This is a genomic window from Rhodoplanes sp. (genome assembly GCF_013377085.1).
Classification (GTDB): domain Bacteria; phylum Pseudomonadota; class Alphaproteobacteria; order Rhizobiales; family Xanthobacteraceae; genus Rhodoplanes.
The window spans coordinates 44,961-69,776 of sequence record NZ_JACAAX010000027.1 but is presented as its reverse complement, the minus strand read 5'-3'; the positions used below and the strand labels follow the sequence as shown (position 1 = coordinate 69,776).

Sequence of the window (24,816 nt, the reverse complement as noted above, 5' to 3'; positions counted from 1 at the left end):
GCTAGCTTCCCAAGCTGTATGTCGTGGGTTCAATTCCCATCGCCCGCTCCAGCCGCTCGCCTGCTCGCTTTCCGGCCGGCCTGTTCGCTCCGGGACGCCTCGCGGCGGCATCTGGTGTGGACGGAGTCGCCGGCTCCCGATGGAGTTAGCCCGAAGCTGGGCGGGCATGCGGGCGAGTCTGCATTCTTACGGACCCGCGCCGCCGACGGTCCGTCCCGGCTCGGATCCCGAAAGACTGCGTCAAAGTCCCGCCAAAGCTGACTTTTGGCGCTCCGGTCCGGCCGCCCGCGCGGCCGCCCCCCGGCCGGACCCAAAACGGCCACTCCATTGCCCTGATGCCGCATTTGCGCTAAGTCGCCGGCCTAGCAACCCGTGAGCTGGAGGACGCGATGGCCGAGCACGCCACCGTGGAGTACGAGACTGCATCGGGCAACGACTACGCTCAGCACGAAGCGACCTATCGGAGCTTCCTGCAGCTCGTCAAATGGGGCGCCGGATCGGTCGTCCTGGTCCTCGTCCTGATGGCCATATTCCTGGTCTGACGACCAATCCGGACCGCACCCGCAGCGAACGGTCGCCGCGCCCGTCCGGTCATGCCTGTGCAGGAGACATCATGAAGATCGCGATTTGTGCCGAGGCGGACGCTGCCGAACCGCGGGTCGCCGGAACACCGGAGACGGTCAAGAAGATGAAGGCGCTCGGCGCCGACATCGCCGTCGAGCCGGGGGCAGGCGTGAAGTCCGGCATTCTCGACGCCGACTACGAGGCCGCCGGCGCCACCATCTCGCGCGACGCCGTGCGGGACGCCGACATCGTCCTCAAGGTGCGACGCCCCAACGAGATGGAGCTGTCGGGCTACAAGAAGGGCGCCCTCGTCATCGCCATCATGGACCCGTACGGGCACGAGGCCGCCCTCGCCGCGCTGGCCCGCGCCGGCGTGGTCGCCTTCGCCATGGAGCTGATGCCGCGCATCACCCGGGCGCAGTCGATGGACGTGCTGTCCAGCCAGGCGAACCTCGCCGGCTACCGGGCCGTGATCGACGCCGCCGCCGAATACGGCCGCGCGCTGCCGATGATGATGACGGCCGCCGGCACGGTGCCGGCCGCCAAGGCCTTCATCATGGGCGTCGGCGTCGCCGGCCTGCAGGCGATCGCCACCGCGCGGCGCATGGGCGCCATCGTGACGGCGACCGACGTGCGCCCCGCCGTGAAGGAGCAGGTGGCGAGCCTCGGGGCGAAGTTCATCGCCGTCGAGGACGACGAGTTCAAGCAGGCCGAGACCGCCGGCGGCTACGCCAAGGAGATGTCCAAGGAGTACCAGGCGAAGCAGGCGGCCCTGGTCGCCGAGCACGTCAAGAAGCAGGACATCGTCATCACCACGGCGCTGATCCCGGGACGTCCGGCGCCGCGGCTGATCACCGCCGAGATGGTCGCCTCGATGAGGCCGGGTTCGGTGATCATCGACCTCGCGGTCGAGCGCGGCGGCAATGTCGAGGGCGCCAAGCCGGGTGAGATCGTCGAGGTGAACGGCGTCAAGATCGTCGGTCATCTCAACGTGGCCGGCCGGCTGGCCGCCTCGTCGTCGGCGCTCTACGCGAAAAACCTCTACACGTTCCTCGAGATCCTGTTCGACAAGAAGACCAAGGCCCTCGCGGTGAACTGGGACGACGAGATCGTGAAGTCGACCTGCCTCACCAAGGACGGTGCGGTGGTCCACCCGAGCTTCGCGCCGAAGACGGCGGCCTGAGGGCCGCGGTCGCCGGCCTGCACTGGAATGGCGCTTCTCCCCGCGGGGGAGAGACCGCCCGCGTTCAAGGAGATCTGCGATGGAGCATGTGGCAAGTGCGATCGACCCGTTCATCTTTCGGCTGTCGATCTTTGTGCTGGCGGTGTTCGTCGGTTACTTCGTCGTGTGGGCGGTGACGCCGGCCCTGCACACGCCGCTGATGTCGGTGACCAATGCGATCTCGTCCGTGATCGTGGTCGGCGCGCTGCTCGCCGTCGGAGTCTCGCTGGTGGGCGACGACAGTGGTCCCCTGCTGGCGCGTGCGCTCGGCTTCGTCGCCCTGGTTTTCGCCTCGGTGAACATCTTCGGCGGCTTCCTGGTCACCCAGCGCATGCTGGGGATGTACACCAAGAAGAAAAAGTGAGCGCGGCCTACGCTGCTGACGGCTGCAGGCGGGCGTGTCCGGGCGAGGGGGGCCGGATCGCCGCACGGGGTTCTCGCACCCTCCCCCATCCGGCCGTTCGTTCCACCATGGTCGACGGCGGTCGCGCGCGCTGCGCTGAATGAGGACGATGTGACATGAACGCGAATATCGCCGCGCTTCTGTACCTTGTGGCAGGAGTGCTGTTCATCCTGGCTCTGCGCGGGCTGTCGAGCCCGGTGTCGAGCCGGCGCGGCAACTTCTTCGGCATGACCGGCATGCTGATCGCGGTGCTCACCACGCTCGCGCTGCATCCGCCGGCCGGCATCGGCTCCTGGGCGCTGGTCGCGCTCGGCCTCGCCATCGGCGGCGGCGTCGGCGCCGTGATCGCCCGGCGCGTGCCGATGACCATGATGCCGGAGCTGGTCGCCGCCTTCCACTCGCTGGTCGGCATGGCCGCCGTGCTGGTCGCCGCCGGCGCCCTCTACGCGCCGAGCGCCTTCGACATCGGCACGGTCGGCGCCATCCACGGCGCCAGCCTGGTCGAGATGTCGCTCGGCGTCGCCATCGGCGCCATCACGTTCACCGGCTCGGTGATCGCCTTCATGAAGCTGTCGGGGCGGATGAGCGGCGCGCCCATCATGCTTCCGGCCCGGCACGCCATCAACATCGCGCTGTTCGTGGCGATCATCGTGCTCATCGCGGTGTTCGCCCGGACCGAGAGCTACACGGCTTTCTGGGCCCTGACGCTGGCGTCGTTCCTGTTCGGTGTGCTGATCATCGTCCCGATCGGCGGCGCCGACATGCCGGTCGTCATCTCGATGCTGAACTCCTATTCGGGGTGGGCGGCCGCTGGCATCGGCTTCACGCTCGGCAACTCGGCACTGATCATCACGGGCGCGCTGGTCGGCTCCTCGGGCGCGATCCTGTCCTACATCATGTGCAAGGGCATGAACCGCTCGTTCATCTCGGTGATCCTGGGCGGCTTCGGCGGCGAGGTGGCGGGTCCAGCGGCGGGTGCCGAGGCGCGCCCGGTCAAGCTCGGCTCGGCCGACGACGCCGCCTTCATCATGAAGAACTCCGCCAAAGTCATCATCGTGCCGGGCTACGGCATGGCGGTGGCGCAGGCCCAGCACGCGCTGCGCGAGCTGGCCGACAAGCTCAAGGCCGAAGGCGTCGAGGTGAAGTACGCGATCCACCCGGTCGCGGGCCGCATGCCCGGCCACATGAACGTGCTGCTGGCCGAGGCCAATGTGCCCTACGACGAGGTGTTCGAGCTCGAGGACATCAACTCGGAGTTCGCCCAGGCCGACGTCGCCTTCGTGATCGGCGCCAACGACGTCACCAACCCGGCCGCCGAGGAGGACCCCAAGTCGCCGATCTTCGGCATGCCGGTCCTGCAGGTGTGGAAGGCCGGCACCGTGATGTTCTCCAAGCGGTCGCTCGCCTCCGGCTATGCCGGCATCGACAACACGCTGTTCTATCGCGACAACACCATGATGCTGCTCGGCGACGCCAAGAAGATGACCGAGGAGATCGTGAAGGCGATGGGGTGATCGCTCCGCGATCCATTCCGACGAGCTCGAAGGCACGGCCCCGCAAGGGCCGTGCCTTTTTGCTGTTTCACGGCCCGCTGCTCGTGGCCGGCGTGGCGGCTTTCGGGGCGGCGCCCGGCGTCGCACAGGAAATCGTCTGTCCGGCCGGCGAGACCCGGTCGGTGGTGACGGAGCTGTTCTTCGGCCGCGACGGCGGCGGACGCCGCGTCGTCACCGCGGCGCGCTGGGAGGCGTTCCTGGCGCACGAGATCACGCCGCGCTTTCCGAACGGCCTCACCGTGATCGATGCCCGCGGCCAGTGGCGCGACCCGGCCGGGGGCCGGATCACCCGCGAGGCGACCAAGCTGGTCGTGCTGGTGACGCCGGCGGACGCCGCCTCCGGCACGGCGTCGCGCCAAGACCGCGTCGCCGCGATCGTCGACACCTACAAGCGCCGCTTCCGCCAGAAATCCGTGCTGGTGCTGACCCGGCCCGCCTGCGCACGGTTTTGAAACGGGCAGTCGATGGGGGCGCTTCTTCACCTCTCCCCGGCGGGGGGCCGCGCGTCTGCTTTGGTCGTCCCGGGGCGGCGCGCATGCGCCGAGCCCGGGACCCATACGCCCTGTCTCGCGTGAGCCACCGGCGCCGTGAGTATGGATTCCGGGCTCGCGGACCTGCGGTCCGCGCCCCGGAATGACGAAAAAGGCGCGGGCCGAAGCCCGCGCCTGGTGTCGTGAGAAGGATGCTGCGTGCCGGCTCGCCGGCGTCGCCCTCGATCAGATCAGGCCGAGGCCCTTGAGCACCGAGAGCATCACGGCGGCGGCCGCGACCGAGCCGATCTGTCCGCCGCAGTTGGCGCCCATCGCATGCATCAGCAGGAAGTTCCGCTTGTCGTAGCGCTGGCCCTGCGCCTGGACGACGCGCGCCGCCATCGGGAAGGCCGAGATGCCGGCGGCGCCGATCAGCGGGTTCACCTTGCCGCCCGACAGCGTGTACCAGATCTTGCCGAACAGCACGCCGACGATGGTGTCGAGGCAGATGGCGACGAAGCCGAGCGCGAAGATCGCCAGTGTGGTCGGCTTCAGGAAGTCGTCGGCCGCCATGGTGGCCCCGATGGCGATGCCGAGGAACAGCGTCGCGATGTTGGCGATCTCGTTCTCGGATGCCTTGGTCAGGCGGGAGACCGCGCCGCATTCCCGCATGAAGTTGCCGAGCATGATCGACGCCATCAGGGGCAGGCCCTTCGGCGCGATCAGGCCCGTCACGATCGTCACGATGATGGGGAACATCACCTTGGCGTTGAGCGAGACGGTCCGCTTGACCGTCGGCATGTGGGTCTTGCGCTCCTTGTCGGTGGTCAGCGCCTTCATGATCGGCGGCTGGATGATCGGCACCAGCGCCATGTAGGAATAGGCCGCGACCGAGATCGGGCCGAGCAATTGCGGCGCATACTGGGACGCGACATAGATGGCGGTCGGGCCGTCGCAGGCGCCGATCACCGCGATCGACACCGCTTCGAGATGCGGGAAACCGAGCCACAGCGCGAGCAGCAGCGTGAGGAAGATGCCGCACTGGCCGGCGGCGCCGAACAGCAGGATCTTCGGATTCTCGAGCAGCGGGCCGAAATCCGTCATCGCCCCGATGCCGATGAAGATCAGCAGCGGGAACAGCTCGTTGGCGATGCCCATGTTGTAGATGCTGCGGAGGAAGCCGGTGTCGTCCTTGGCCAGCGCCCGCAGCGCCTCGGGCGCGTTCGGGCCGAGCGCGTCGAGCACCTGCTTGGCACCGATGTCGATGCCCTGGTGCATCAGCTCGCTGCCCGGAATGTTGACCAGCACGCAGCCGAAGCCGATCGGGACCAGCAGCAGCGGCTCGACGTCCTTCTTGACGCCGAGGAAGATCAGCGTTCCGCCGATGATCAGCATCACGATCTGCTTCAGACCGGCGATCGTGAACAGTATCTGTACGCCCTCGGTCAGACCCAGGAGTCCAGTGAGAATGCCTTCGATCATTTCGGAAGTCCCCGTCTAGCCGCGGTTGCTCTTGCTTCCGTCCTCGGCCGAGAGCGGAAAGATCTTCTTCAGGAGGGCGATCGACCAGATGAGGATCGACAAGGTGAGGAACGTCCCGCCTATGCCGACCACCATCATGGTTAGTCCGAAGGTCAATTTGTCCATTCTCTTTTCCCCGTGAGTGTGGCGGCCCGGACGTCCCGGTTCAGCCGAAGGCCTTGATGCCCGTCTGTGCCCGGCCGAGAACCAGGGCGTGGATGTCGTGCGTCCCCTCGTAGGTGTTCACGGCCTCGAGATTCTGGGCGTGACGCATGACGTGATACTCGATTTGGATTCCGTTCCCTCCGTGCAGGTCGCGGGCCGTGCGCGCGATGTCGAGCGCCTTGCCGCAATTGTTGCGCTTCATCAGCGAGACGAGCTCGAGCGTGGCGCGTCCCTCGTCCATCAAGCGGCCGAGGCGCAGCGCGCCCTGCAGGCCGAGCGCGATCTCGGTCTGCATGTCGGCGAGCTTCTTCTGCACGAGCTGGGTGGCGGCGAGCGGCCGGCCGAACTGCTTGCGGTCGAGCGTGTAGTCGCGGGCGCGGAACCAGCAGTCCTCGGCCGCGCCCATCACGCCGAAGGCGATGCCGAAGCGGGCGGGCGCCAGGCAACGCGAGGCGCCGGCCATGCCGGCCACGTCTGGAAGCAGGGCGTCGTCGGGGACGAAGACGTCGTCTAGCACCACCTCGCCCGTGACCGAGGTGCACAGCGCCAGCTTGCCGGAGATCTTGGTGGTGGAGAGCCCGCTCATGCCGCGGTCGAGCACGAAGGCGCGCAGCGTGCCGCCATGCGCGGCCGAGCGCGCCCACACCAGGAAAATGTCGGCGATCGGCGCATTGGTGATCCAGGTCTTGGCGCCGGTGAGCCGGAAGCCGCCCGTCACCTTGTCGGCCCGCGTCTTCATGCCGGCCGGGTCGGACCCGGCATCGGGCTCGGTGAGGCCGAAGCAGCCGATCGCCTCGCCGCTCACCAGCTTGGGCAGCCAGGCGTCGCGCTGGCGGTCGCTGCCGAAATGGAAGATCGGGTAGGAGACGAGCGAGGACTGCACGCTCATCAGGGTGCGGAAGCCCGAATCGACCCGGTCGAGCTCGCGTGAGACCAGGCCGTAGCCGACATAGCTCGCCCCGGCGCCGCCATAGGCCTCCGGCAGGGTGACGCCGAGCAGGCCGATCTCGCCCATCTCGCGAAAAATCGCCCGGTCGGTGGTCTCGTCGAGATAATCGCGGGCGACCCGCGGCATCAGCCGGTCCTGGGCATAGGCGCGGGCGGTGTCGCGGATCAGCCGCTCGTCGTCGCCGAGCTGGTCGTCGAGCAGGAAGGGGTCATCCCACTGGAAATTGCCGCCCAGCGGCTCGAGGGGCTGCGGTGTGCGGTCCTGCTCGGCACTGCTCATCGCAACGTCCCCTTGTCCGGACGGCCCGAAACCCATATCCCGCGTTCTGTTCGACTATAACGGACCCGTATACTCGGCAGAACAGTGAAAACCCCATGTCCGCTCTGCTTTGCGACCGTATCGCCGCGTTCCTCGATGCCCACCACGTGATGTCCCTCGCCACCGGCGGGCCGCAGGGGCCGCATGCTGCGAATCTGTTCTATGCGCGGGACGGCCTCGATCTGGTCTGGGTCTCGGAGGAGCGCTCACGTCATTCCGCCGAGCTTGGCGCGAATCCGACCGTAGCAGCCACGATTGCGGCCGACACGGACGATTTTACTGCCGTACAGGGCGTGCAGATTCACGGCAGGGCTGCCCGGGTGGATGCGTTCGCCGAGGCGGCGCGGTTGCGCGCCGTGCTCGCGGCCCGCTACCCGTTCCTGCAGCGTCTCGACGCGCTCCCCGAGGCCCTGCGTGCCGCGGCCGGGCGGGTTGCCGTCTACCGGCTGGTGCCGGACGAGGTGGTGCTGATCGACAACAGCCGGGGCTTCGGCCACAAGGAGACGCTGGTGCCGGCGCCGCGCGGCTAGGGGTGGGCGAGGGGGCTTGGACCTGCGCGCCGAGCATCATCGCCCGTCATGTGCGGGCGAAGACCCGCGCATCCATCCTCTTCAGACGGCACTTTTCGCGAATCGATGGATGGCCGGGTCACGGCCGGAGCCTGCCATCGGGCCGGCCGCCGACCGGACCCGGTGGGTCGGCCCGGCCATGATGGCCGAGAGACGGTGAAGAGGCGACGCCGACGTTCGCGGCAGCCCTCATTCGGCGGCGCGGCGGGCGGCCAGCTTGGTGAACTTCTTGGTGATGAAGTGCCGCTTCAGCCGCGAGATGTGGTCGATGAACAGGACGCCGTCGAGGTGGTCGATCTCGTGCTGGATGCAGGTGGCGAACAGGCCGTCCGCCGTCTCCTCCCAGGTCTTGCCGTCGAGATCCATCCAGCGCACCCGCACCCGCTCGGGCCGCTCCACGTCCTCGTGGACCTCCGGGATCGACAGGCAGCCCTCCTCGTAGACATTGGTCTCCTCGGACGACCACACGACTTGCGGGTTGATGAACACCCGCGGCCGCTTCTCCTCGCTTTTGGGCGATGTGTCGACGGTGACGACGCGCTTCGGCACACCGACCTGGATGGCGGCCAGCCCGATGCCGGGGGCGTCGTACATGGTCTCGAACATGTCGGCGACCAGGGTCCGGATCTCGTCGTCGACGGCTGCGACCGGTTCGGAGACCAGCCGGAGCCGCTTGTCGGGGAGGAGGATGATGTCTCGCAAGGCCATGGCGGCCATGTAAGGAAAGACGCGCGGGGCGTCAAATCCGGTCTGTTACGACCATGACCGGACCGTCGCGGTCGGCCCCCCGGCTGTTCCGGGTTCTCCGCCGCGGCGAACAAAAAGCCAACCCAATCGGCCGGCATGCTTGTGCCGAATCCCGTCCTCTCCCATACGGTGGCCATGACCCCGACCGACATCACCCCGACCTCCGAGACCGCGGCCCGCCCGTCCTTCGCCGAGACCGTCACGGTCTATCTGCGGCCGCGCGTGCTGATCGTCATGTTCCTGGGCTTCTCGGCCGGGCTGCCGCTCGCCCTGTCGGGGTCGACCCTGTTGGTATGGATGCGGGAGACCGGGGTCGATCTCGGCACCATCGGCCTGTTCGCCCTGGTCGGCACCCCCTACACGCTGAAATTCGCCTGGGCCCCGATCGTCGACGCCCTCGACGTGCCCATCCTGTCGCGGCTGCTCGGCCGGCGGCGGGGCTGGCTGGTCCTCACCCAGATCCTGCTGATCGCCACCATCGTCGGCTTGAGCGTCTGCGATCCGGCCCGCTCCCCCGCCCTGGTGGCGGCCGGCGCCCTCCTGGTCGCGACCGCCTCGGCCACCCAGGACATCGTCATCGACGCCTTCCGGGTCGAGAGCCTGCCCGAGAACGAGCAGGCCGCCGGCATGGCCTCCTATGTGGCGGCCTACCGGATCGGCATGCTGGCCTCGACGGCCGGTGCGCTGTTCCTGGTCAGCGGCTTCGAAGTGATGGGCTTCGACAAGGCCTCGGCCTGGACCTGGGGCTACATCACCATGGCGGCCCTGGTGGGCATCGGCATCGTCACCACGCTGCTGGCGACCGAGCCGGCCGCCTCCGAGCGCGCGCAGCGCGATCCGTCCCACACCATCGACAATCCGGCCCGCCGGGTGATGGTCGCCGCGACCGGCGCCTTCTCCGAGTTCCTCACCCGCGACAACGCCGTGCTGGTGCTCGCCTTCGTCATCTTCTTCAAGTTCTGCGACGCCTTCGCCGGGGCCATGACGGCGCCCTTCGTCATCGACCTCGGCTTCTCGCGCAACGACTACGCCACCATCGTCAAGGGCGTCGGCCTCGCCGCGACCCTGATCGGCGGCTTCGTCGGCGGCACACTCGCGCGAGCCTATCCGCTGGTGACCGCGCTGTGGATCGGCGCGCTGCTGCAGACCGCCTCCAACCTGGTGTTCGCCTGGCAGGCGATGGTCGGGGTGAATTTGTGGGCCCTGACCCTGACCATCATCGTCGAGAACTTCACCGGGGCGATCGGCACCGTGGTGTTCGTCGCCTACCTGTCGGCCCTGTGCAACAGCCCATTGCATACCGCGACGCAATACGCGCTGCTGACTGCGCTCGCCGCCATCGGCCGTACCTATCTCTCCTCCGGGGCCGGCTACGTGGCGGAGGCGTCCGGCTGGGTCACCTTCTTCATGCTGAGCGCGGTCGCCGCGGTGCCGAGCTTCGTGCTGCTCGCCTGGCTGCAGCGCACCGATCATTTCGCCGCGCTCGCCAAGCGCTCTGCGCAGGACACCTAGGCGTTTGCGGCGGGCGTCCACGCCCCCTTGCCGTCTTTCCAAACCCCCGCGGTTCGTGGTTTACCCGAAGGTGCCACGCGCGGCACCCATGCCCGGCGCCCGCCGGGGCGGCGCTCGTCGCGCGCCGTCGGCCCATTCAGCAAACAATCCGGGGAGATCGTTCCGTGAAGCAGGTCGAAGTCGCAGTCATCGGCACCGGCTGGTGCGGCGGTATCCGCGCCGAGACGCTCTCCCGCTCAGCCCTGGTCGACAAGCTCCACATTTGCGAGATCCGTCCCGACCGGCTGGCCGAGGTGAAGGCGCTCACCAACGCCGCCACCGCGACCCTCGATTATCAGGACATCATCAAGAACCCGAACATCTCGGTGGTCTACATCTCCACCACGCCGGAGCCGACCCACTTCCCGATCGCCCGCGACTGCCTGAAGGCCGGCAAGAACGTGCTGCTGGAGAAGCCGATCGCGCTGGAGTTCTGGGAGGCCGACGAGCTGATCACGCTGGCCAGGCGCAACGGCGTCAAATTCACGATCGGCTACTCGCAACGGTTCAACACCAAGATCGCCTACGCCAAGAAGAAGATCGTCGACGGCACGCTCGGCAAGGTCGTGTCCGTGATGGTGAGCCGCCATCTGTCGCGCAGCCTCGGCAAGAAGATCGCCAATCGCACCAAGCTGTCGCCGGCCGCGATGGAGTCGACCCACGACCTCGACTTCGTGTTCTGGATGCTGGAGCCGGCCAAGCCCGTCCGGGTCTATTCGCAGGGCGCCTACGGGGTGATGAAGCCGCTCAACGGCTCCTACGACTGCATGTGGAACACCGTGACCATGGACGACGGGTCCGTCGTGGTGGTCGGCGGCGGCTGGAACCTGCCGCCCAGCTACCCGAACTATTCCACCACCTGGATCGAGATCACGGGCACAGAGGGCGCTCTCACCCTGGACGGAACGTACCGCGACAACTGGCTCAACACGGTCGAGGGCGGCACCCGTTATCCGATGTCGACCATGCCGGGCGAGCAGGTCGATCACGTCTTCGCCGGTCAGATGGGTCCGGAGACGATCCACTTCCTGGAGTGCTGCATGCTCGACCGGCCCGTGATGGTCGAGCCGGTGCACGCCCGCATGGTGATGGAGGCCTACACGGCCGCCGACCTCTCGGCCGAGCGCAACGAGCCGGTCAGCCTGCCGCTCGACAACGAGGCGCTGGCCCGTATCGCCGAGTGGAACAGGCGATAGCGACGGTCCACTCGCTCGATTGGTCGTGAAAAGCAACGGCCGGGCGTGAGCCCGGCCGTTTTGTCTGTGCTCGGTGCTGCGGGCCGGTCAGCGGCGACCGAACCCACCACCGCCGAACCGCATGCCGCCGCCGCCGCCCATCACCATCCGCGGGCCGGTCGTGACCGGCCGGGCGACGAATTGCGGCTTCGAGACGATCGGGCGGGCGACAAACTTCGGCTTGTCGATCAACGGCTTGGTCACGACCGGCTTGATCGGCAGCGGCTTCACCACGACGGGCGGCTTGACGATCACGGGCGGCTTGCCGTCGGGCTTGCCGATGATCGGGGGCAGCCCGCCATGCCGGCCGAAGGGCCCGTGGTCGATGATCGCCGGAGCGATGATGGCCGGAGCCGACACCACGGGCGCCACCACGGCCGTGACCGACGGGGTCGGGTCGATCAGGGCGTGGCGGGTCGGGCCCGACAGGTCGGCGCGACGGCGGATCACCGGGGTGCCGCAGGCGCGGTCGCGGTCGGTGGCGCCGAGCGACCGGCCGGTGCGCTCGACCAGCCGCTGCGCCGTGCCGGCATAGTCGCTGTTGGGGAACTCGGCCAGGAACGCCCGATAGGCGGCGGCCGTGTTGATGGTGACGGCGTCGTGCCAGGCCAGCAGCTCCTGGCGGCGATCGAGCAGGCTGCGCACCCGCGGCGTGAAGGTCTCGGCCGGGAACAGCTCGACGAAGGCCTGGTAGGCCTCGGGCTGGTCCTCGCGGATGACGATCTCGTAGGCCTCGCGGGCCGACTTGCTCTGCAGCTCGCCGCGCCAGCCGTCGGTCGAGCGGGTCACCGGACCGCCGCCGAGCGAGGCCACCTGGGTGCCCGCGACAGCCGGGCCGGAGGCGGTGGTGGCGACGCCGGTCGTCTGGGCGCCGCCGCCGAAGAACGCGAAGTCGCCGGTGAGCGACGAGCTTTCCCACGGGATCTGGCGGCCGTCGGTCGCCTGGTGGACCGAATAGCGGACCTTCTTGAAGGCCTGCTCGATCGGCAGGCCGGGCTCCCGCGCGACGGTGAGGAACGCCGCCGTGTACGGGCTGTTGCGGCCTTCGCCGTCCTCGGCCTCGGAGCCGGGCGCCGTCGCGTAGGACACGATCGAGCCGGCCGGCGCGTCGACGATGGCGAGGCCGCGGCCGCCGCTCTTGCCGATCTCGGAGAACGGGTTGTTGCGGCAGGCGTCGAGCATCACGATGCGGGTCTTCACCTTCACGGCGGCGAGGGCGTTCATGAGATCGGCGAGCCGCACGGTCTGCAGCGGCACGTCGGCCTCCTGGCGGATCTGGGCGTCGATCGGGACCAGATAATTGTCGCCGTCGACCTGAACGCCGTGGCCGGCGTAGTAGACGAGCGCGACCGTGTCGGAGCCCTTGCCGGCGATCGTGCGGGCGAAGTCGCCGAAGGCGCGGCGCATCTCGCTCTGGCCGAGGTCGCGCGCCGTGATCACCTCGAAGTCGGCGGAGCGCAGCAGATCGGCCATCGCCTTCGAATCGTTCGCCGGGTTCGGCAGCGCCGGCACCGACTGGTAGGACGAGTTGCCGATCACCAGCGCGACCCGGCTCTCCGCGAAAGCACTCCCGAGACCCGCGACGGACGCCAGCGCCACGGCGCCTGCGAACAACCAGGATCGATAGGACATGACCGCACCTCGTGACATCGTCGTTCTCCCCGAAGTGTCCGGCGGCGCGGCGGAGCCGGCCGGCAGACGTCGTGCTGCTCCAGCGGTTGGGTCCGTCTGAAAGCCCACGGTTCTCGTGAGGGCGACGATGGCGGCTGCGGCGGTGAGTCCGATGTGAGGGCGCTCACACAGGTGGGGCGTTCTCACGAGGGCGTGAAGCGCGAGCGTGCGTCGACGAGCGCTGACGTCGTCATGGCCGGGCTTGTCCCGGCCATCCACGCGCTTCGTCGCTGCGAGGTGGGAAAGACGTGGATGCCCGGCACAAGGCCGGGCATGACGAGTCCGAGTGAAGGTTCGCTCGGGTCACTCCGTTCGCCGGAACTTCTGTACCCGGCGGCCGAAGCCGACCTCGGCCGTGTAGAGATTGCCGGCCTGGTCGATGGCGATGTTGTGCACCCACTTGAACTGGCCGGGCTGGCGCCCGTGCCGGCCCCACTGGGTCAGCAACGTGCCGGTGTCGCGGTCGAGCGTGTGGATCTGGCCGTTGGCGCCGTCGGCGATGAAGATGAACTTCTGCTGCGGATCGGTGGACAGGACCAGGTCCCACACCGAGCCGTTCTGCAGGGTCTGCGGCTCGACCCGGAACTCCTTCACGAAGGTGCCGTCCTTGCGGAACACCTGGATGCGGTCGTTGGCGCGATCGCAGACATAGACCAGGCCGTCGTTGGCCAGCCGCACGCAGTGGACCGGGTTGGAGAACTGCTCGGAGAGCGGGCCGGTCGGGCTGTAGGGCGGCATCTTGTCGTCGCTCGGCGGCTTGCCGTAGGCGCCCCAGTGCCGCTTGTAGGCGCCGGTCTTGGCGTCGAACACGATGATGCGTCGGTTCTTGTAGCCGTCGGCGACGTAGAGCTCGCCGGCCGCCTCGTCGATCTGCATATGGGCCGGTCGGCCGAGCTGGGTGGTGCTGTTGGAGCCGCCGGTCGAGCCCTGCCTGCCGACCTGCTGGAGGAATTTTCCATCCGGCGTGAACTTCAGCAGATGATGGTCGATGTCGTCGTTGCCGCCGACCCAGACATTGCCGTCCCGGTCGACCATGATGCCGTGCTCGTTCTTCGGCCACTCGAAGCCGGCGCCGGCGCCACCCCAGTGGCGCAGAAGATTGCCGTCGGTGTCGAACTCCATGACGGCCGGCGCTGCAGTGCAGCACTTGGTCTCCGGCGGCGACTTGGTCGCGCCCTTCTCGTCGTCGAGCAGCGTCAGCGGACGATGGACGATCCAGACGTGGTTGTCGGGCGACACGGCGATGCCGGCGACCTGGCCGAGGATCCAGTTGCCGGGCAGCGGCTTCGGCCAGAGCGGCTCGGCCCGGAATGTCGGCACGCCCGGCGCCGCTGCGGGCGTACCCATCGGGGCCGGAGTGGGAGCAGGGGTGGGCTGCTGCGCCAGCGCGGTGCCGCAGAGCACCAACGCGCCGGCGGCGGCCAGCGTCCATGTCGTCAGCGTCATGTCGTCCTCCCGGGATCTCGGTTCTGGTGTCGGCGTGGTGGTCCCGGGCGAATGCTATACGGACGCAGCCGGCCCGCCAGCATGACGTCGCGACCAGGCGCGGATTTTTCAAATGACGAGGATTTGTAGCGATGACTGCGCGCACACCGGCGGCGGCCGTGGCACTGTGCCGCGCCCGTTGCCAAGTCGCCGGGATTAGGGGAGGCTCTGAAGGATACCGACGACCGCCGCGGCGCCGCGCCGGCGCTTCTCGATGAAGGGACGGTCGTCCGCGGCTTCCGCCGCCGAGACCGGGGAGGAGGCGCGGACCGCGACCAAAGTGTGAGGATCGGCCGTCTTGTGGCGGCCCCCTCGCCGAGCCTATTGAAAGACGAGGAAACGGACGGCGCGGCCGGGGGTTGCCCCGCAATGAATGTCCGCCGCGTGGAGGGAGCAACAGATGACGACGAAGGTGTACGAGGTTCCGGGCGACTGGTCGAGGCGTGCCTATCTGGACGACGCCGGCTATCAGGAGATGTACCAGCGCTCGATCACGGATCCGAACGGATTCTGGGGCGAGCAGGCGAAGCGGATCGATTGGTTCAAGCCCTTCACCAAGGTCAAGAACACCTCCTTCGATCCGCACAACGTCTCGATCAAATGGTTCGAGGACGGCACCACCAACGTCACTCACAACTGCATCGACCGCCATCTCGCGACGCGCGGCGATCAGGTGGCGATCATCTGGGAGGGCGACGATCCCAAGGACGATCGCAAGATCACTTACAAGGAGCTGCACGCCGCGGTGTGCCGCTTCGCCAATGTGCTGAAGGCGCGCGGCGTCAAGAAGGGCGACCGCGTCACCATCTACCTGCCGATGATTCTCGAGGCCGCGTTCGCGATGCTGGCGTGCGCCCGCATCGGCGCGGTTCACTCGGTCGTGTTCGGCGGCTTCTCGCCCGATTCACTCGCCGGCCGGATCGAGGACGCCAAGTCGGCCGTCATCATCACGGCCGACGAGGGCGTGCGCGGCGGCCGCAAGGTCCCGCTCAAGGCCAATGCCGACGCCGCCGCGACCCGCGCCGGCGGAGTCGACACCATTCTGGTGGTGCGGCGCACCCATGCGTCCGTCCCCATGCAGGCGGGCCGCGACGTCTATTACGACGAGGCCGCCAAGACCGTGCCGGCCGACTGCCCGTGCGAGGAGATGAACGCCGAGGATCCGTTGTTCATCCTCTACACGTCGGGCTCGACCGGCCGTCCGAAGGGTGTGCTGCACACCACGGCCGGCTATTTGGTGTTCACCGCGATCACGCACCAGTACGTGTTCGATTATCACGACGGCGACATCTACTGGTGCACGGCCGATGTCGGCTGGGTCACGGGCCACAGCTACATCGTCTACGGGCCGCTCGCCAACGGCGCCACCACGCTGATGTTCGAGGGCGTGCCGAACTACCCGTCGAACTCCCGCTTCTGGGAGGTGATCGACAAGCACAAGGTCGATATCTTCTACACGGCGCCGACCGCCATCCGGGCCCTCATGCAGGCCGGCGACGAGCCGGTGAAGAAGACCTCGCGCAAGAGCCTGCGGCTCTTGGGCTCGGTCGGCGAGCCGATCAATCCGGAGGCGTGGGAGTGGTACCACCGCGTCGTCGGCGACGACCGCTGCCCGATCGTCGACACCTGGTGGCAGACCGAGACCGGCGGCATCCTGATCACGCCGCTGCCGGGCGCGACCAAGCTGAAGCCGGGCTCGGCGACGCGGCCGTTCTTCGGCGTCATCCCGCAGATCGTCGACGCCGCCGGCAACCCGCTCGAGGGCGCCTGCGAGGGCAGCCTGTGCATCACCGACTCGTGGCCGGGCCAGATGCGCACCGTCTACGGCGATCACGAGCGCTTCGTGCAGACCTACTTCACCACCTATGTCGGCCGTTACTTCACGGGCGACGGCTGTCGCCGCGACGAGGACGGCTACTACTGGATCACGGGCCGCGTCGACGACGTGATCAACGTCGCCGGCCACCGGCTCGGCACCGCCGAGGTGGAGTCGGCGCTGGTGGCGCATCCGAAGGTGTCGGAGGCCGCCGTGGTCGGCTATCCGCACGACATCAAGGGGCAGGGCATCTACGCCTATGTCACCCTGATGACCGGCCAGCAGCCGAGCGAGGAGTTGCGCACCGAACTGGTCAACTGGGTCCGCAAGGAGATCGGCCCGATCGCCTCGCCCGACGTCATCCAGTTCGCGCCGAGCCTGCCCAAGACCCGCTCCGGCAAGATCATGCGCCGCATCCTGCGCAAGATCGCCGAGAACGAGTTCGGCAATCTCGGCGACACCTCGACGTTGGCCGATCCGACCGTGGTCGACGACCTGGTCAACAACCGCCAGGGCGCAAAGCGCGGCGCCGCCTGAGCGGCCGGAGCATGATCCCGAACAGCGGGAACCGGTTTTCGGGAAGGATCATGCGCAAAGCAAAGGGCCAGAGCGGGATGATGATTCGAAGAAACGTCATCTCGCTCTAGCCGACGAGCCTTGCCGACGAGCAACGGGGGCGTCCGGTCGGACGCCCCCGTTTCGTCATTGGCGCGGTCGTCGGGAGCCGAGGCGGGCTCGGCCCCCGACGGCGTCAACGCGGACGCTCGCTGGCAGCGCCCTGCGGCAGCTTGAGCGGCAGCGGATGGGTGATCGCCGGCTTGCTCAGGCGAGCCGGCGCATTGGTGGCGTGGCCGCCGAACGTGTTGTGGCCGCCGCCGCCCGCCTGCAACACGACCGGGTTCGGGTTCTTCCGCACGGCGTCTCCGCCGATGCGCGGCAACCGCCCGACGGGGTTCGGCTGCACGGTCGGGCCGCCGCCCGGCTGGTACACCGGATGGGTGATCACGGGCGGTCCGGCGCCCGGGCCGGTATGGCCGCCGAGCCCGATCGGCGGATGGTCGATCGGCGGCCGGACCACCGGCGGTCGGGTGTCCGGGTCGATGCGGCCGACCACCCCGGTCAGGCATTGCCGGAACGCCTCGCCGGACAGGTTGGCGCAGCGGCCGCTGGTCTGGCCACCCGGACCGGTCTGGCCGCCCGTCGGTTCGCCGAGACAGCGCTGGAGCGCCGGTCCGGTCAGGCCTTCGCAGTGGGTCAAAGGACCGCCGCCGCCGAGGCAGCGCTGCAGGGCGGGGCCGACCAGTCCGTCGCAACGGCCGACGATGCGGTCGACGCAGGCGCCGGACGGACCGTGCACCTTGCCGGGCGGGCAGGTGTCGGCAATGACGCACCGGTCGCCGACCCGGAACGAGCCGAACGGGCAGGTCGACGGCAGCGGCACCGGCACCGGTAGCGGCGCCGGCGGAGGACCTCCGGCGATGGGCCGGGGCGGGGGACCGCCTGCCGGCCCGGGTGGGGGCGGCGGAGGCGCGGCGGCCGGTTGTATCACCGGGGCCGGCATGGGCGGACAATCCACCCAGACGACCACGGGCGGCACGCCGAGATTGTTCCAGACCCAGTTCAGGTCGATCAGCCATTGGGCGAAGAACCAGGACGGCCACGGCGGGAACGTGATGCTGATGTCGATGATCGGCCCGACGATGTAGGGCGGCAGCACGAAGATGCTGATGCCACTCACGACCTGGATGTTGGTGACGAACTGCGTCTGCGTCAGCAGCGTCGGCGTCTGCTGGGCCGGCTGGATCGCCTCGTCGGAGCAGTTACGGGCGAACTTGGCGGTTTCCATGAACGTCCAGAAGCCGCCATTGTTGAAGTCGTCCTTGCTGATCGACTGCACGTCCTCGTCCGGCAGCGTCGGTGCCCAGCCGATCCATTGCGGGCTGGTGCGCCACACCACCCAGCCGGGGCTGAACTCCGCGCCCGGCACCCAGAACCATCCGGTCTGGGCGTCGTGGGTCCAGCGCCCGTAATGGTGGACGATCTTCCCCCACGGCGTCTGGTCGTCGAAGTACCAGCCGTACTGCTTGGTGTTGACCCAGTGGCAGGCCGGGTAGGGATGCCAGTTCGGCGGCGTCACGCTCGGCACCCAGATCTCGCCGTAGCGCGGGTGCTGAACGAATTGCCCGTACTGGGTCAGCACGGAGCGGACCTCGTCCTGAACCGTGGCCGGAGCAGCCTGGGGCTGCTGGGCGGCGGCCGGCGAGGACAAGGCCGGGATGCCGCAGGCGCCGGCGAGACCGAGCAGGGCGAGCGCGGATGCGCACAGAAGCGGACGCGTGCGGCGCGACAGTCTGGTCAGGATCGACATGACACGACCTCCTCACGGGCTCTGCGGCGCGCAGACGAACGACACGTTCCAGATCAACGTGTTGTTCCACAGCCAATTCCAGTTGATGATCATCTGCGCCAGGAACCACGCCGACCACGGATCGAAGCCGACGTCGATGACGACGAACGGCCCGACGATGTAGGGCGGCAGCACGAAGACCGCGATGCCGTCGACATATTCGAGCTGGGTGATGTACTTGGTCTGATGCAGCAGCGTGGGCACCCGATCGGGGGCCGCCGTCACGGTTCCGGTGCAGCTCTTGCCGAACTTCTCGACCTCCATGAACAGCCATTCGTCGCTGTCGTTGGACTGGTTCGCGGAGACGGCCTGGAATTTCTGGTCCGGCGGCAAGGGGGCCCAGCCGATCCACTGCTCGCTGGTCCGCCACGCCACCCAGCCCGGGCTGAACTCGTTGCCGGGCACCCAGATCCAGCCCATCCGGCCGTCCAGCACCCAACGGCCGTAGTGATGGACGATCTGGCCCCACGCGGTGCGATCGTCGAAGTACCAGCCGTATTGCTTGGTGTTCACCCAGTGACAGGGCGGATAGGGATGCCAGCCCTGCGGCAGCGAGGTCGGGACCCACACCTCGCCGTAATCGCCGTGCTGCGTGAAGGCGCCATACTGCGACAGCACGGCGCGGACATCGCTGTGCACGACCTCTGTCTGGCCTGCGGTGCCCTGCGTTTGCTGAGGGCCGACCGCCTGGGCGCTCGCCGGGCCGGGGGTGAGCGACACGAGCACCGCCCCCAAGGCGAGAATCGGCAGAGTCGCGGTGCACCACCGCGGTCGCGACGGGGCGCAACGTCGTATTGCGAAGGTCATTGGGGGACTCCTGTTCCGAATCCGGGTTGATTGCTCGAAGGACTTCACGGGCACTGAAAACACGCTCGAGGGCGCGATCGGATCGCCGGCATGCGTCTTGTCAGATCGTCGGCGATGCGTTTCGCCGGTTCGGGGCGCGCGGCTTTCCTGCCGCCCCACGTCGCCTGCATCGGGCTGACGGCGCTGATGTCCATTCGTGGGACCATGGTACTGCCGCGTTCGGGTGAAATCCGCGGGAAGGCGTTCGCACGAGGAATTGTGATCAAAGATGAGCGCACGTTCAGATTAGGACGCGCGACGCACGCCGAGACCGTCTCTTGGCGGCTCGAGCCCGGGGCCACGTCGTCGTTTGCGACGGACGGACCGCGCGAGCGGCGCGATGGCCAAGTGTGGCCTCGCTGCTTCACCTGCCGTTTACTTCGACCAAAAACCGTCGGAAGGGGTTGCCCTCGGCACACAGAATCTCAAATGGTGGCGGCGTCTGATGCGGGACCGACGCGCCACGGGCGCGGACCGTGAGCATTCGCAAGGGGGGACCATGGCACATTTCGGATCACGGATGGCCGCCGTCGCCGTGGCGGCCGGCATCATCGTCGCGGTCGCGGCGCCGCAGGCCGCCACGGCGCGCGAGCAGGTCGCGTTCAGGGACGCCAGCTATGCGGCCGGCACCATCGTGGTGAAGACCGGCGAGCGGCGGCTCTATCTGGTGCTCGGCGACGGCACCGCGGTGCGGTATCCGGTCGGCGTCGGCAAGGCCGGCAAGCAATGGACCGGGACGTCCCGCATCACCGGCAAGTACGTGAAGCCCGACTGGGCGCCGCCCGCCGAGGTGAAGCGCGACAAGCCGAGCATCCCCAACCTGATCAAGGGCGGCACGCCGCAGAACCCGATGGGCGTCGCGGCCATGACCCTGTCGGGCGGCGAATACGCCATCCACGGCACCAACGTGCCGCGCTCGATCGGCGGTTTCGTGTCCTACGGCTGCATCCGCATGTTCAACGAGGACATCACGGATCTGTACAGCCGCGTCAGCGTCGGCACCACCGTGGTGGTGACCCGCTGAGGCGCTCCTGACGAAGCCCTGTCGATCTCGGACGGGCGCCTGCGGGCGCCCGTTGTGCTTTCAGGGCCGAGGTGACTGGGAGCCGGATGATCGGCGTGGCGTCCCGCCTCTCCCCGCAAAGCGGGAGTGGAAAGGGATGTCAGGACCGCGCTGCGCCGCATCAGCGAACTGATCAGCCGGTTTCTGCGGGACAAACAAAAGCCCTGACGCCAGGACGCCCAGAAAAAAAGCCCCGGCGAACCGGGGCTTTGAAGGTTGCGACTCTCCGTGGAGGGGCGTCGAGAGGCGACTCACCAGAACTTGTAGTTCAGCCCGAGCTTCATGACGTGGAAGCGGGTCTGCTCGGTGTAGGGGAGTGTCGGCAGGTTGGTGTAAGTGTAATTCTTGCTGCCGAAGTCGTCGTAATTGTACTCGATCCGGGCGGTCAGGACCGGCGCGATCATGTACTCGATGCCGGCGCCGATGCCCCAGCCGACCCGCGTGTCGGACACCGTGTTGGTGAATCCCAGGACCTGGGTATGGTCGATCTGGGCCCACACGGCCTGAGCGCGGACGTAGATCAGCGACTTGTCGACGGCGAGGCCGACGCGGCCGCCGGCTCCTCCGATCGAGTTGATGGTGGTCTGGTGTACGACGGCGTTCGGCGTCGTGCCGTTTCCGTCGAGGCTCGACCAAGCATAATTGCCTTCGAGGCCGATGACGAGCGGACCCGTCTGGTAGTCGCAGTAGAGCTGCGCGCCGGCAACCGCGCCGGACAGCGAATACGATCCGGCATACGCAGTGGTCGTATTGGACCACCACGAATCGCCATACGCGCCGCCGACATTGAAGCCGAGGCCGCAGCCGGTCCACGGGGCCGCGGCGACGACGACGGGCGGCGGCGCCTTGACCGGCAGATCGGCCGCCACGGCGGCACCGGCGCAGACGACCGACAGGGCGGCGCAGGTCGAGAGAAGAAGCGTCTTCATGTCATCCCCCTATTGGTCAGAACCGATACGTCACGCCGCCGCCGATCAGCAGCGGATCGAGATTCGTCTTGCCGGTCACCGCGAGCGCGTTGTTCAGGGTCGCGGTCACGTCGGAGCTCAGCCACAGATACTTGACGTCGAAGTTGAGACCGACGTGCTTGTTCAGCATGTAGTCGAAGCCGACCTGGACGGCCGGCGCCCAGTTGTTCTTCAGGCCGAGGCTGGTCACGGCGACGGCCGGGCCGTTAGGCAGCAGCGGCACCACGGTCGTCGTGTTGGCGGCCGAGGTGTTGAAGAAGAACGTGTAGTTGACGCCGGCGCCGATGTAGGGCTGGAAGGCGCCGAAATTGGTGAAGTGGTACTGCAGGGTCAGGGTCGGCGGCAGCAGCCAGGTCTCACCGACCTGCAGCCCGTCGAGCTGACCCTTGCCGGTGATCTTGTGCGGCGTCACGCCGAGGATCAGCTCCAACGCGATGTTCGGCGTGAAGTAGTAGCTGATGTCGATCTCGGGAATGACCGTGGTGGTCACCTTGCCGGTGTTCGGCAGCGCCCCGAGGGCGCCGAGGGCCGGGACGGTGAGGTCGACCTTGTCCTGCGGCATCACGGCGACGGCGCGCGCTCGCACCTGCCAGCCACCCGTCCAGGGGGTGTCGACGACCACCGGGGCCTTGTAGGCCGCCGGAAGGTCGGCCGCGGAGGCCGAGGATATCGACAGCGCCGCAGCGGCGGCGGTGGCGAGCCAGAATGCGGTTGTTCGAAGGCGCATGTATTCCCCCATCTGCATGCGTGAATCGGAATTAGTAAGACGAATTAGGCTTCAACCGGGGGTAATCACGCGTACCCAATCGTACGGCAGTCCGCTACCGTTTTGACACGGGATGGGTGCGCGAGGGCAACGTCCCGTTGCGGCGCCGCCACATTCGCGCCAGTATCCTGACACCAACTGTCAGGTATCTCTTTACAGTTGCTGTGGATCGCGGCAGGGGCTGCGCGTTGCAGGCTCAGCCGCGGCCGCACCAGCCGAAGCGGTGGCCGCCGTCATAGGGGCGCGCAACCCCGGCGGCGATCAGGGCGGCCGACACATTGGTGGTCTTGCGGGTGGCGACGTCGGCCAGCACCCGACCGTACTTCTCCTCGCCGGGCGACGAGATCGCCACCCCCCCCTCCGCCAGCAGCCGGCGCAGCAGGTCGCGGGCGGCCTCGGCCTTGACGCGCTCGGCCTCGCACTGGGCGTGCAGCTCGGGCGCGTCGATGCCGCGCAGCCGCACCCGGCCGGTGACGATGCGCTCGCCGCCGACATGGATGCGGGCGTCGAAGGTGTCGCCGTCGACCACGTAAAGCACGTCGACATCCATGCGGGAGGGGGCGCCGCGCAGATCCGCATGCGAGGGCGGTGCCGGGCGGGAGGCCGGCACGCCGTCCCACCATGACTTCAGCGCCGCGACGCCGAGAAGCGCCAGCGCCACCAGCAGGCTGACCAGCACCGAGCTGCCGCGTGAGCGGGGCCGGAAGGAATAGTTCCGATGAACTCGGACCATATTCCTATCATACCGATTCGCAGTCGGACCGACAACCAGCCCTTCGCGGCGTCATTCCGGGACGCTGCGGGCTCAAATCCGGACTCCAGCCACGACGTCGCTGCTCGTCGCTGGATTCCGGGCTCGCGGGCCTGCGGCCCGCGCCCCGGAATGACCAGATGTCGGGTCCAGGCGAGCCTGGTCAGAAATCGCTGGCGATGCCCTTGATCTCCCAGTCGCCGTAGCGGGCCGGCTCGAGCCCGCCGCGGCCGTTCCGTTCGGGCGGACGCTCGGTGGTCTTGCGGTCGATCTCGGCCCGCCGCGCGGCGGCCTCGGCGAGCGCCCGCTGGGCGGCCGGGCTCAGCATCTTGGCCGGCGCGGGCGCCGGCGCCTCCGTGGCGGCCGCGGTCGGAGCGGCAGTCGTGATCGCGGCGGAATCGGGCATGAAGGAGGGCTTCGTCATGCGGCCTAGAGACGACCCCGGCGCCGGTCCGTCAACCCCTGCCGGGCGCAGCCCGGCCGGACGCGGCCCGGCTGGGGGAAAAGCGCGGTCGAGAGCGGGTGCGGGGGCAGGCGAGGGGGCAGGCGAGGGGGCAGATAGCGCGACGCTCGGCCGCGTCCGCTCGCGCTTGTCGGGGTTGCCGGTTCCTCCCATATCGACCGTCGAGGACCGATTTGCCGCCGAATAGCGGTGCATGACGAGGACCCCGATGAACTATCTGAAGACCGCGATCCTCCTGGCCGGGCTCACGGCCCTGTTCATGGGCGTGGGCTATCTGATCGGCGGCCAGGCCGGTGCCACCATCGCGTTCCTGGTGGCCGCCGCCATGAACCTGTTCAGCTACTGGAACGCCGACCGCCTGGTGCTGTCGATGACGGGCGCGCACGAGGTCGATGCGCGCACGGCGCCCGAGTTCGTCGCCCTGGTGCAGGACCTCGCCCGTCGTGCCGGTCTGCCGATGCCGCGCGTCTACCTGGTCGACGACCCGCAGCCCAACGCCTTCGCCACCGGCCGCAATCCCGAGAACGCCGCGGTCGCGGCGACCACGGGCCTCCTGAACATGCTCTCGCGCGAAGAAATCGCCGGCGTGATGGCGCACGAGCTCGCCCATGTGAAGAACCGCGACACCCTGATCATGACCGTGACGGCGACCATCGCGGGCGCGATCTCCATGCTGGCGCAATTCGGCCTGTTCTTCGGCGGCGGCCATCGCGACAACAATGGCGGCGGGCTCGGCATCGTCGGCACGCTGGCGATGGTGATCCTGGCGCCGATCGCCGCCATGCTGGTGCAGATGGCGATCAGCCGCACGCGCGAATACGCCGCCGACCGCATGGGCGCGGAGATCTCCGGCCGGCCCGACCGGCTCGCCTCGGCGCTCGCCAAGATCGACAATGCCGCGCACCAGATCCCCAGCGAAGCGGCCGAGCGCAATCCGGCGACCGCGCACCTGTTCATCATCAACCCCCTGTCGGGGGCCCGGATGGACAACCTGTTCACCACCCATCCGGCGACCGAGAACCGCATCGCCGCGCTCCAGCGGCTTGCCGCCGAGATGGGCACCAGCTTCGGATCGGCCCGTGCCGCCGGCCGGCCGGCCTCCGGCCCGTGGAGCGGCTCGGCCCGCCGCGGTCCCTGGGGTTGAAGCACGCGGCAGCCTCGCGGCTGGTTCGCAAATACCGAATTGCCGGGCAGCCGGCGGCGTCTTGCCCTCCGCTGCCCGCAATCTGTTATTAGGGTCCTGCGCCGGTCGCCGAGCCGGTGTGTCCATGTCGGCAATTCCGGGGCACCCCGGCGCTTCCCAAGAGGGCGGG

The 24,816-nt window shown here is 68.3% G+C and carries 23 protein-coding genes; 11 read left to right on the top strand and 12 right to left on the bottom strand.

Going from position 1 to position 24,816, the window contains the following annotated elements; genetic code table 11:
* Window positions 1-389 precede the first annotated feature (389 nt).
* From HXX10_RS18470 to HXX10_RS18450, 5 genes are all read left to right on the top strand, one after another.
* Window positions 390-542: an aa3-type cytochrome c oxidase subunit IV gene (locus HXX10_RS18470; protein WP_296524264.1), complete on the top strand. Its 153-nt coding sequence runs from the start codon at window positions 390-392 to the stop codon at window positions 540-542.
* Window positions 543-613: 71 nt separating this feature from the next.
* Complete coding sequence (locus HXX10_RS18465) at window positions 614-1,747, top strand: Re/Si-specific NAD(P)(+) transhydrogenase subunit alpha (RefSeq protein ID WP_296524263.1); 1,134 nt, start codon at window positions 614-616, stop codon at window positions 1,745-1,747.
* A gap of 79 nt (window positions 1,748-1,826) precedes the next feature.
* A complete protein-coding gene (locus tag HXX10_RS18460; RefSeq protein ID WP_296524262.1) occupies window positions 1,827-2,150 on the top strand; it encodes a proton-translocating transhydrogenase family protein in 324 nt (107 codons plus the stop codon).
* 155 nt (window positions 2,151-2,305) lie between these two features.
* Window positions 2,306-3,703 carry an NAD(P)(+) transhydrogenase (Re/Si-specific) subunit beta gene (locus HXX10_RS18455; protein ID WP_296524261.1) on the top strand — a complete coding sequence of 466 codons (1,398 nt, stop codon included), beginning with the start codon at window positions 2,306-2,308 and terminating at the stop codon, window positions 3,701-3,703.
* A gap of 59 nt (window positions 3,704-3,762) precedes the next feature.
* Entirely contained in the window at window positions 3,763-4,194 is a 432-nt protein-coding gene (locus HXX10_RS18450) for a DUF3574 domain-containing protein (RefSeq protein ID WP_296524260.1), read from the top strand.
* A 264-nt stretch (window positions 4,195-4,458) separates the two neighbouring features.
* Here HXX10_RS18450 and HXX10_RS18445 read toward each other — a convergent pair whose 3' ends face one another.
* The 3 genes from HXX10_RS18445 to HXX10_RS18435 are packed head-to-tail and all read right to left on the bottom strand — an operon-like array spanning window position 4,459 to window position 7,126.
* Window positions 4,459-5,694 (bottom strand): sodium ion-translocating decarboxylase subunit beta, encoded by a 1,236-nt coding sequence (locus tag HXX10_RS18445; protein ID WP_296524259.1) that lies wholly within the window; start codon window positions 5,692-5,694, stop codon window positions 4,459-4,461.
* A 15-nt stretch (window positions 5,695-5,709) separates the two neighbouring features.
* A complete protein-coding gene (locus tag HXX10_RS18440; protein WP_296524258.1) occupies window positions 5,710-5,859 on the bottom strand; it encodes an OadG family protein in 150 nt (49 codons plus the stop codon).
* A 40-nt stretch (window positions 5,860-5,899) separates the two neighbouring features.
* A complete protein-coding gene (locus tag HXX10_RS18435) occupies window positions 5,900-7,126 on the bottom strand; it encodes an acyl-CoA dehydrogenase (RefSeq protein ID WP_296524257.1) in 1,227 nt (408 codons plus the stop codon).
* A 95-nt stretch (window positions 7,127-7,221) separates the two neighbouring features.
* On the opposite strand from HXX10_RS18435, the gene HXX10_RS18430 reads away from it, so the two are divergent.
* A complete protein-coding gene (locus HXX10_RS18430; RefSeq protein WP_296524256.1) occupies window positions 7,222-7,695 on the top strand; it encodes a pyridoxamine 5'-phosphate oxidase family protein in 474 nt (157 codons plus the stop codon).
* Window positions 7,696-7,923: 228 nt separating this feature from the next.
* Here HXX10_RS18430 and def read toward each other — a convergent pair whose 3' ends face one another.
* A complete protein-coding gene (gene def, locus HXX10_RS18425) occupies window positions 7,924-8,442 on the bottom strand; it encodes a peptide deformylase (protein WP_296524255.1) in 519 nt (172 codons plus the stop codon).
* 273 nt (window positions 8,443-8,715) lie between these two features.
* On the opposite strand from def, the gene HXX10_RS18420 reads away from it, so the two are divergent.
* Both HXX10_RS18420 and HXX10_RS18415 read left to right on the top strand, forming a co-directional pair.
* The gene (locus HXX10_RS18420; RefSeq protein ID WP_296524284.1) at window positions 8,716-9,993 is read left to right on the top strand and encodes an MFS transporter; all 1,278 of its coding nucleotides are present in this window, start codon (window positions 8,716-8,718) and stop codon (window positions 9,991-9,993) included.
* Window positions 9,994-10,157: 164 nt separating this feature from the next.
* On the top strand, window positions 10,158-11,228 hold the full coding sequence (locus HXX10_RS18415; protein WP_296524254.1) for a Gfo/Idh/MocA family oxidoreductase: 1,071 nt from the start codon (window positions 10,158-10,160) through the stop codon (window positions 11,226-11,228).
* A gap of 87 nt (window positions 11,229-11,315) precedes the next feature.
* Here the strand turns inward: HXX10_RS18415 and HXX10_RS18410 are convergent, their stop codons facing one another.
* Both HXX10_RS18410 and HXX10_RS18405 read right to left on the bottom strand, forming a co-directional pair.
* Window positions 11,316-12,899 carry a caspase family protein gene (locus HXX10_RS18410; RefSeq protein ID WP_296524253.1) on the bottom strand — a complete coding sequence of 528 codons (1,584 nt, stop codon included), beginning with the start codon at window positions 12,897-12,899 and terminating at the stop codon, window positions 11,316-11,318.
* Between the two features lie 342 nt (window positions 12,900-13,241).
* Entirely contained in the window at window positions 13,242-14,285 is a 1,044-nt protein-coding gene (locus HXX10_RS18405; protein ID WP_296524283.1) for a two-component regulator propeller domain-containing protein, read from the bottom strand.
* A 538-nt stretch (window positions 14,286-14,823) separates the two neighbouring features.
* Here HXX10_RS18405 and acs point away from each other — a divergent pair.
* Window positions 14,824-16,776 carry an acetate--CoA ligase gene (acs, locus tag HXX10_RS18400; protein WP_296524252.1) on the top strand — a complete coding sequence of 651 codons (1,953 nt, stop codon included), beginning with the start codon at window positions 14,824-14,826 and terminating at the stop codon, window positions 16,774-16,776.
* A 214-nt stretch (window positions 16,777-16,990) separates the two neighbouring features.
* Here acs and HXX10_RS18395 read toward each other — a convergent pair whose 3' ends face one another.
* Entirely contained in the window at window positions 16,991-18,607 is a 1,617-nt protein-coding gene (locus HXX10_RS18395) for a DUF6600 domain-containing protein (RefSeq protein ID WP_296524251.1), read from the bottom strand.
* A gap of 12 nt (window positions 18,608-18,619) precedes the next feature.
* Window positions 18,620-19,285: a DUF6600 domain-containing protein gene (locus HXX10_RS18390; protein WP_296524250.1), complete on the bottom strand. Its 666-nt coding sequence runs from the start codon at window positions 19,283-19,285 to the stop codon at window positions 18,620-18,622.
* A 727-nt stretch (window positions 19,286-20,012) separates the two neighbouring features.
* On the opposite strand from HXX10_RS18390, the gene HXX10_RS18385 reads away from it, so the two are divergent.
* Window positions 20,013-20,516 carry a L,D-transpeptidase gene (locus HXX10_RS18385; RefSeq protein WP_296524249.1) on the top strand — a complete coding sequence of 168 codons (504 nt, stop codon included), beginning with the start codon at window positions 20,013-20,015 and terminating at the stop codon, window positions 20,514-20,516.
* A gap of 290 nt (window positions 20,517-20,806) precedes the next feature.
* On the opposite strand, the gene HXX10_RS18380 is transcribed toward HXX10_RS18385, so the two are convergent.
* From HXX10_RS18380 to HXX10_RS18365, 4 genes are all read right to left on the bottom strand, one after another.
* Window positions 20,807-21,484: an outer membrane beta-barrel protein gene (locus tag HXX10_RS18380; protein ID WP_296524248.1), complete on the bottom strand. Its 678-nt coding sequence runs from the start codon at window positions 21,482-21,484 to the stop codon at window positions 20,807-20,809.
* Between the two features lie 16 nt (window positions 21,485-21,500).
* Entirely contained in the window at window positions 21,501-22,250 is a 750-nt protein-coding gene (locus HXX10_RS18375) for an OmpW family outer membrane protein (RefSeq protein WP_296524247.1), read from the bottom strand.
* Window positions 22,251-22,485: 235 nt separating this feature from the next.
* Window positions 22,486-23,022 carry a thermonuclease family protein gene (locus tag HXX10_RS18370; protein WP_296524246.1) on the bottom strand — a complete coding sequence of 179 codons (537 nt, stop codon included), beginning with the start codon at window positions 23,020-23,022 and terminating at the stop codon, window positions 22,486-22,488.
* A gap of 181 nt (window positions 23,023-23,203) precedes the next feature.
* On the bottom strand, window positions 23,204-23,446 hold the full coding sequence (locus HXX10_RS18365; protein WP_296524245.1) for a succinate dehydrogenase assembly factor 4: 243 nt from the start codon (window positions 23,444-23,446) through the stop codon (window positions 23,204-23,206).
* Window positions 23,447-23,711: 265 nt separating this feature from the next.
* On the opposite strand from HXX10_RS18365, the gene htpX reads away from it, so the two are divergent.
* On the top strand, window positions 23,712-24,647 hold the full coding sequence (gene htpX / locus HXX10_RS18360; protein WP_296524244.1) for a zinc metalloprotease HtpX: 936 nt from the start codon (window positions 23,712-23,714) through the stop codon (window positions 24,645-24,647).
* Window positions 24,648-24,816: the final 169 nt, after the last annotated feature.

Coding starts and splice junctions, on each gene's coding strand:
- HXX10_RS18405 (WP_296524283.1), bottom strand. CDS start 14,285: ATGGGTACGCCCGCAGCGGCGCCGGGCGTGCCGACATTCCGGGCCGAG.
- HXX10_RS18380 (WP_296524248.1), bottom strand. CDS start 21,484: ATGAAGACGCTTCTTCTCTCGACCTGCGCCGCCCTGTCGGTCGTCTGC.
- HXX10_RS18395 (WP_296524251.1), bottom strand. CDS start 18,607: ATGTCGATCCTGACCAGACTGTCGCGCCGCACGCGTCCGCTTCTGTGC.
- HXX10_RS18370 (WP_296524246.1), bottom strand. CDS start 23,022: ATGGTCCGAGTTCATCGGAACTATTCCTTCCGGCCCCGCTCACGCGGC.
- htpX (WP_296524244.1), top strand. CDS start 23,712: ATGAACTATCTGAAGACCGCGATCCTCCTGGCCGGGCTCACGGCCCTG.
- HXX10_RS18455 (WP_296524261.1), top strand. CDS start 2,306: ATGAACGCGAATATCGCCGCGCTTCTGTACCTTGTGGCAGGAGTGCTG.
- HXX10_RS18410 (WP_296524253.1), bottom strand. CDS start 12,899: ATGTCCTATCGATCCTGGTTGTTCGCAGGCGCCGTGGCGCTGGCGTCC.
- HXX10_RS18440 (WP_296524258.1), bottom strand. CDS start 5,859: ATGGACAAATTGACCTTCGGACTAACCATGATGGTGGTCGGCATAGGC.
- HXX10_RS18445 (WP_296524259.1), bottom strand. CDS start 5,694: ATGATCGAAGGCATTCTCACTGGACTCCTGGGTCTGACCGAGGGCGTA.
- HXX10_RS18465 (WP_296524263.1), top strand. CDS start 614: ATGAAGATCGCGATTTGTGCCGAGGCGGACGCTGCCGAACCGCGGGTC.
- HXX10_RS18430 (WP_296524256.1), top strand. CDS start 7,222: ATGTCCGCTCTGCTTTGCGACCGTATCGCCGCGTTCCTCGATGCCCAC.
- acs (WP_296524252.1), top strand. CDS start 14,824: ATGACGACGAAGGTGTACGAGGTTCCGGGCGACTGGTCGAGGCGTGCC.
- HXX10_RS18470 (WP_296524264.1), top strand. CDS start 390: ATGGCCGAGCACGCCACCGTGGAGTACGAGACTGCATCGGGCAACGAC.
- def (WP_296524255.1), bottom strand. CDS start 8,442: ATGGCCTTGCGAGACATCATCCTCCTCCCCGACAAGCGGCTCCGGCTG.
- HXX10_RS18420 (WP_296524284.1), top strand. CDS start 8,716: ATGTTCCTGGGCTTCTCGGCCGGGCTGCCGCTCGCCCTGTCGGGGTCG.
- HXX10_RS18375 (WP_296524247.1), bottom strand. CDS start 22,250: ATGCGCCTTCGAACAACCGCATTCTGGCTCGCCACCGCCGCCGCTGCG.
- HXX10_RS18385 (WP_296524249.1), top strand. CDS start 20,013: ATGGCCGCCGTCGCCGTGGCGGCCGGCATCATCGTCGCGGTCGCGGCG.
- HXX10_RS18460 (WP_296524262.1), top strand. CDS start 1,827: ATGGAGCATGTGGCAAGTGCGATCGACCCGTTCATCTTTCGGCTGTCG.
- HXX10_RS18435 (WP_296524257.1), bottom strand. CDS start 7,126: ATGAGCAGTGCCGAGCAGGACCGCACACCGCAGCCCCTCGAGCCGCTG.
- HXX10_RS18365 (WP_296524245.1), bottom strand. CDS start 23,446: ATGCCCGATTCCGCCGCGATCACGACTGCCGCTCCGACCGCGGCCGCC.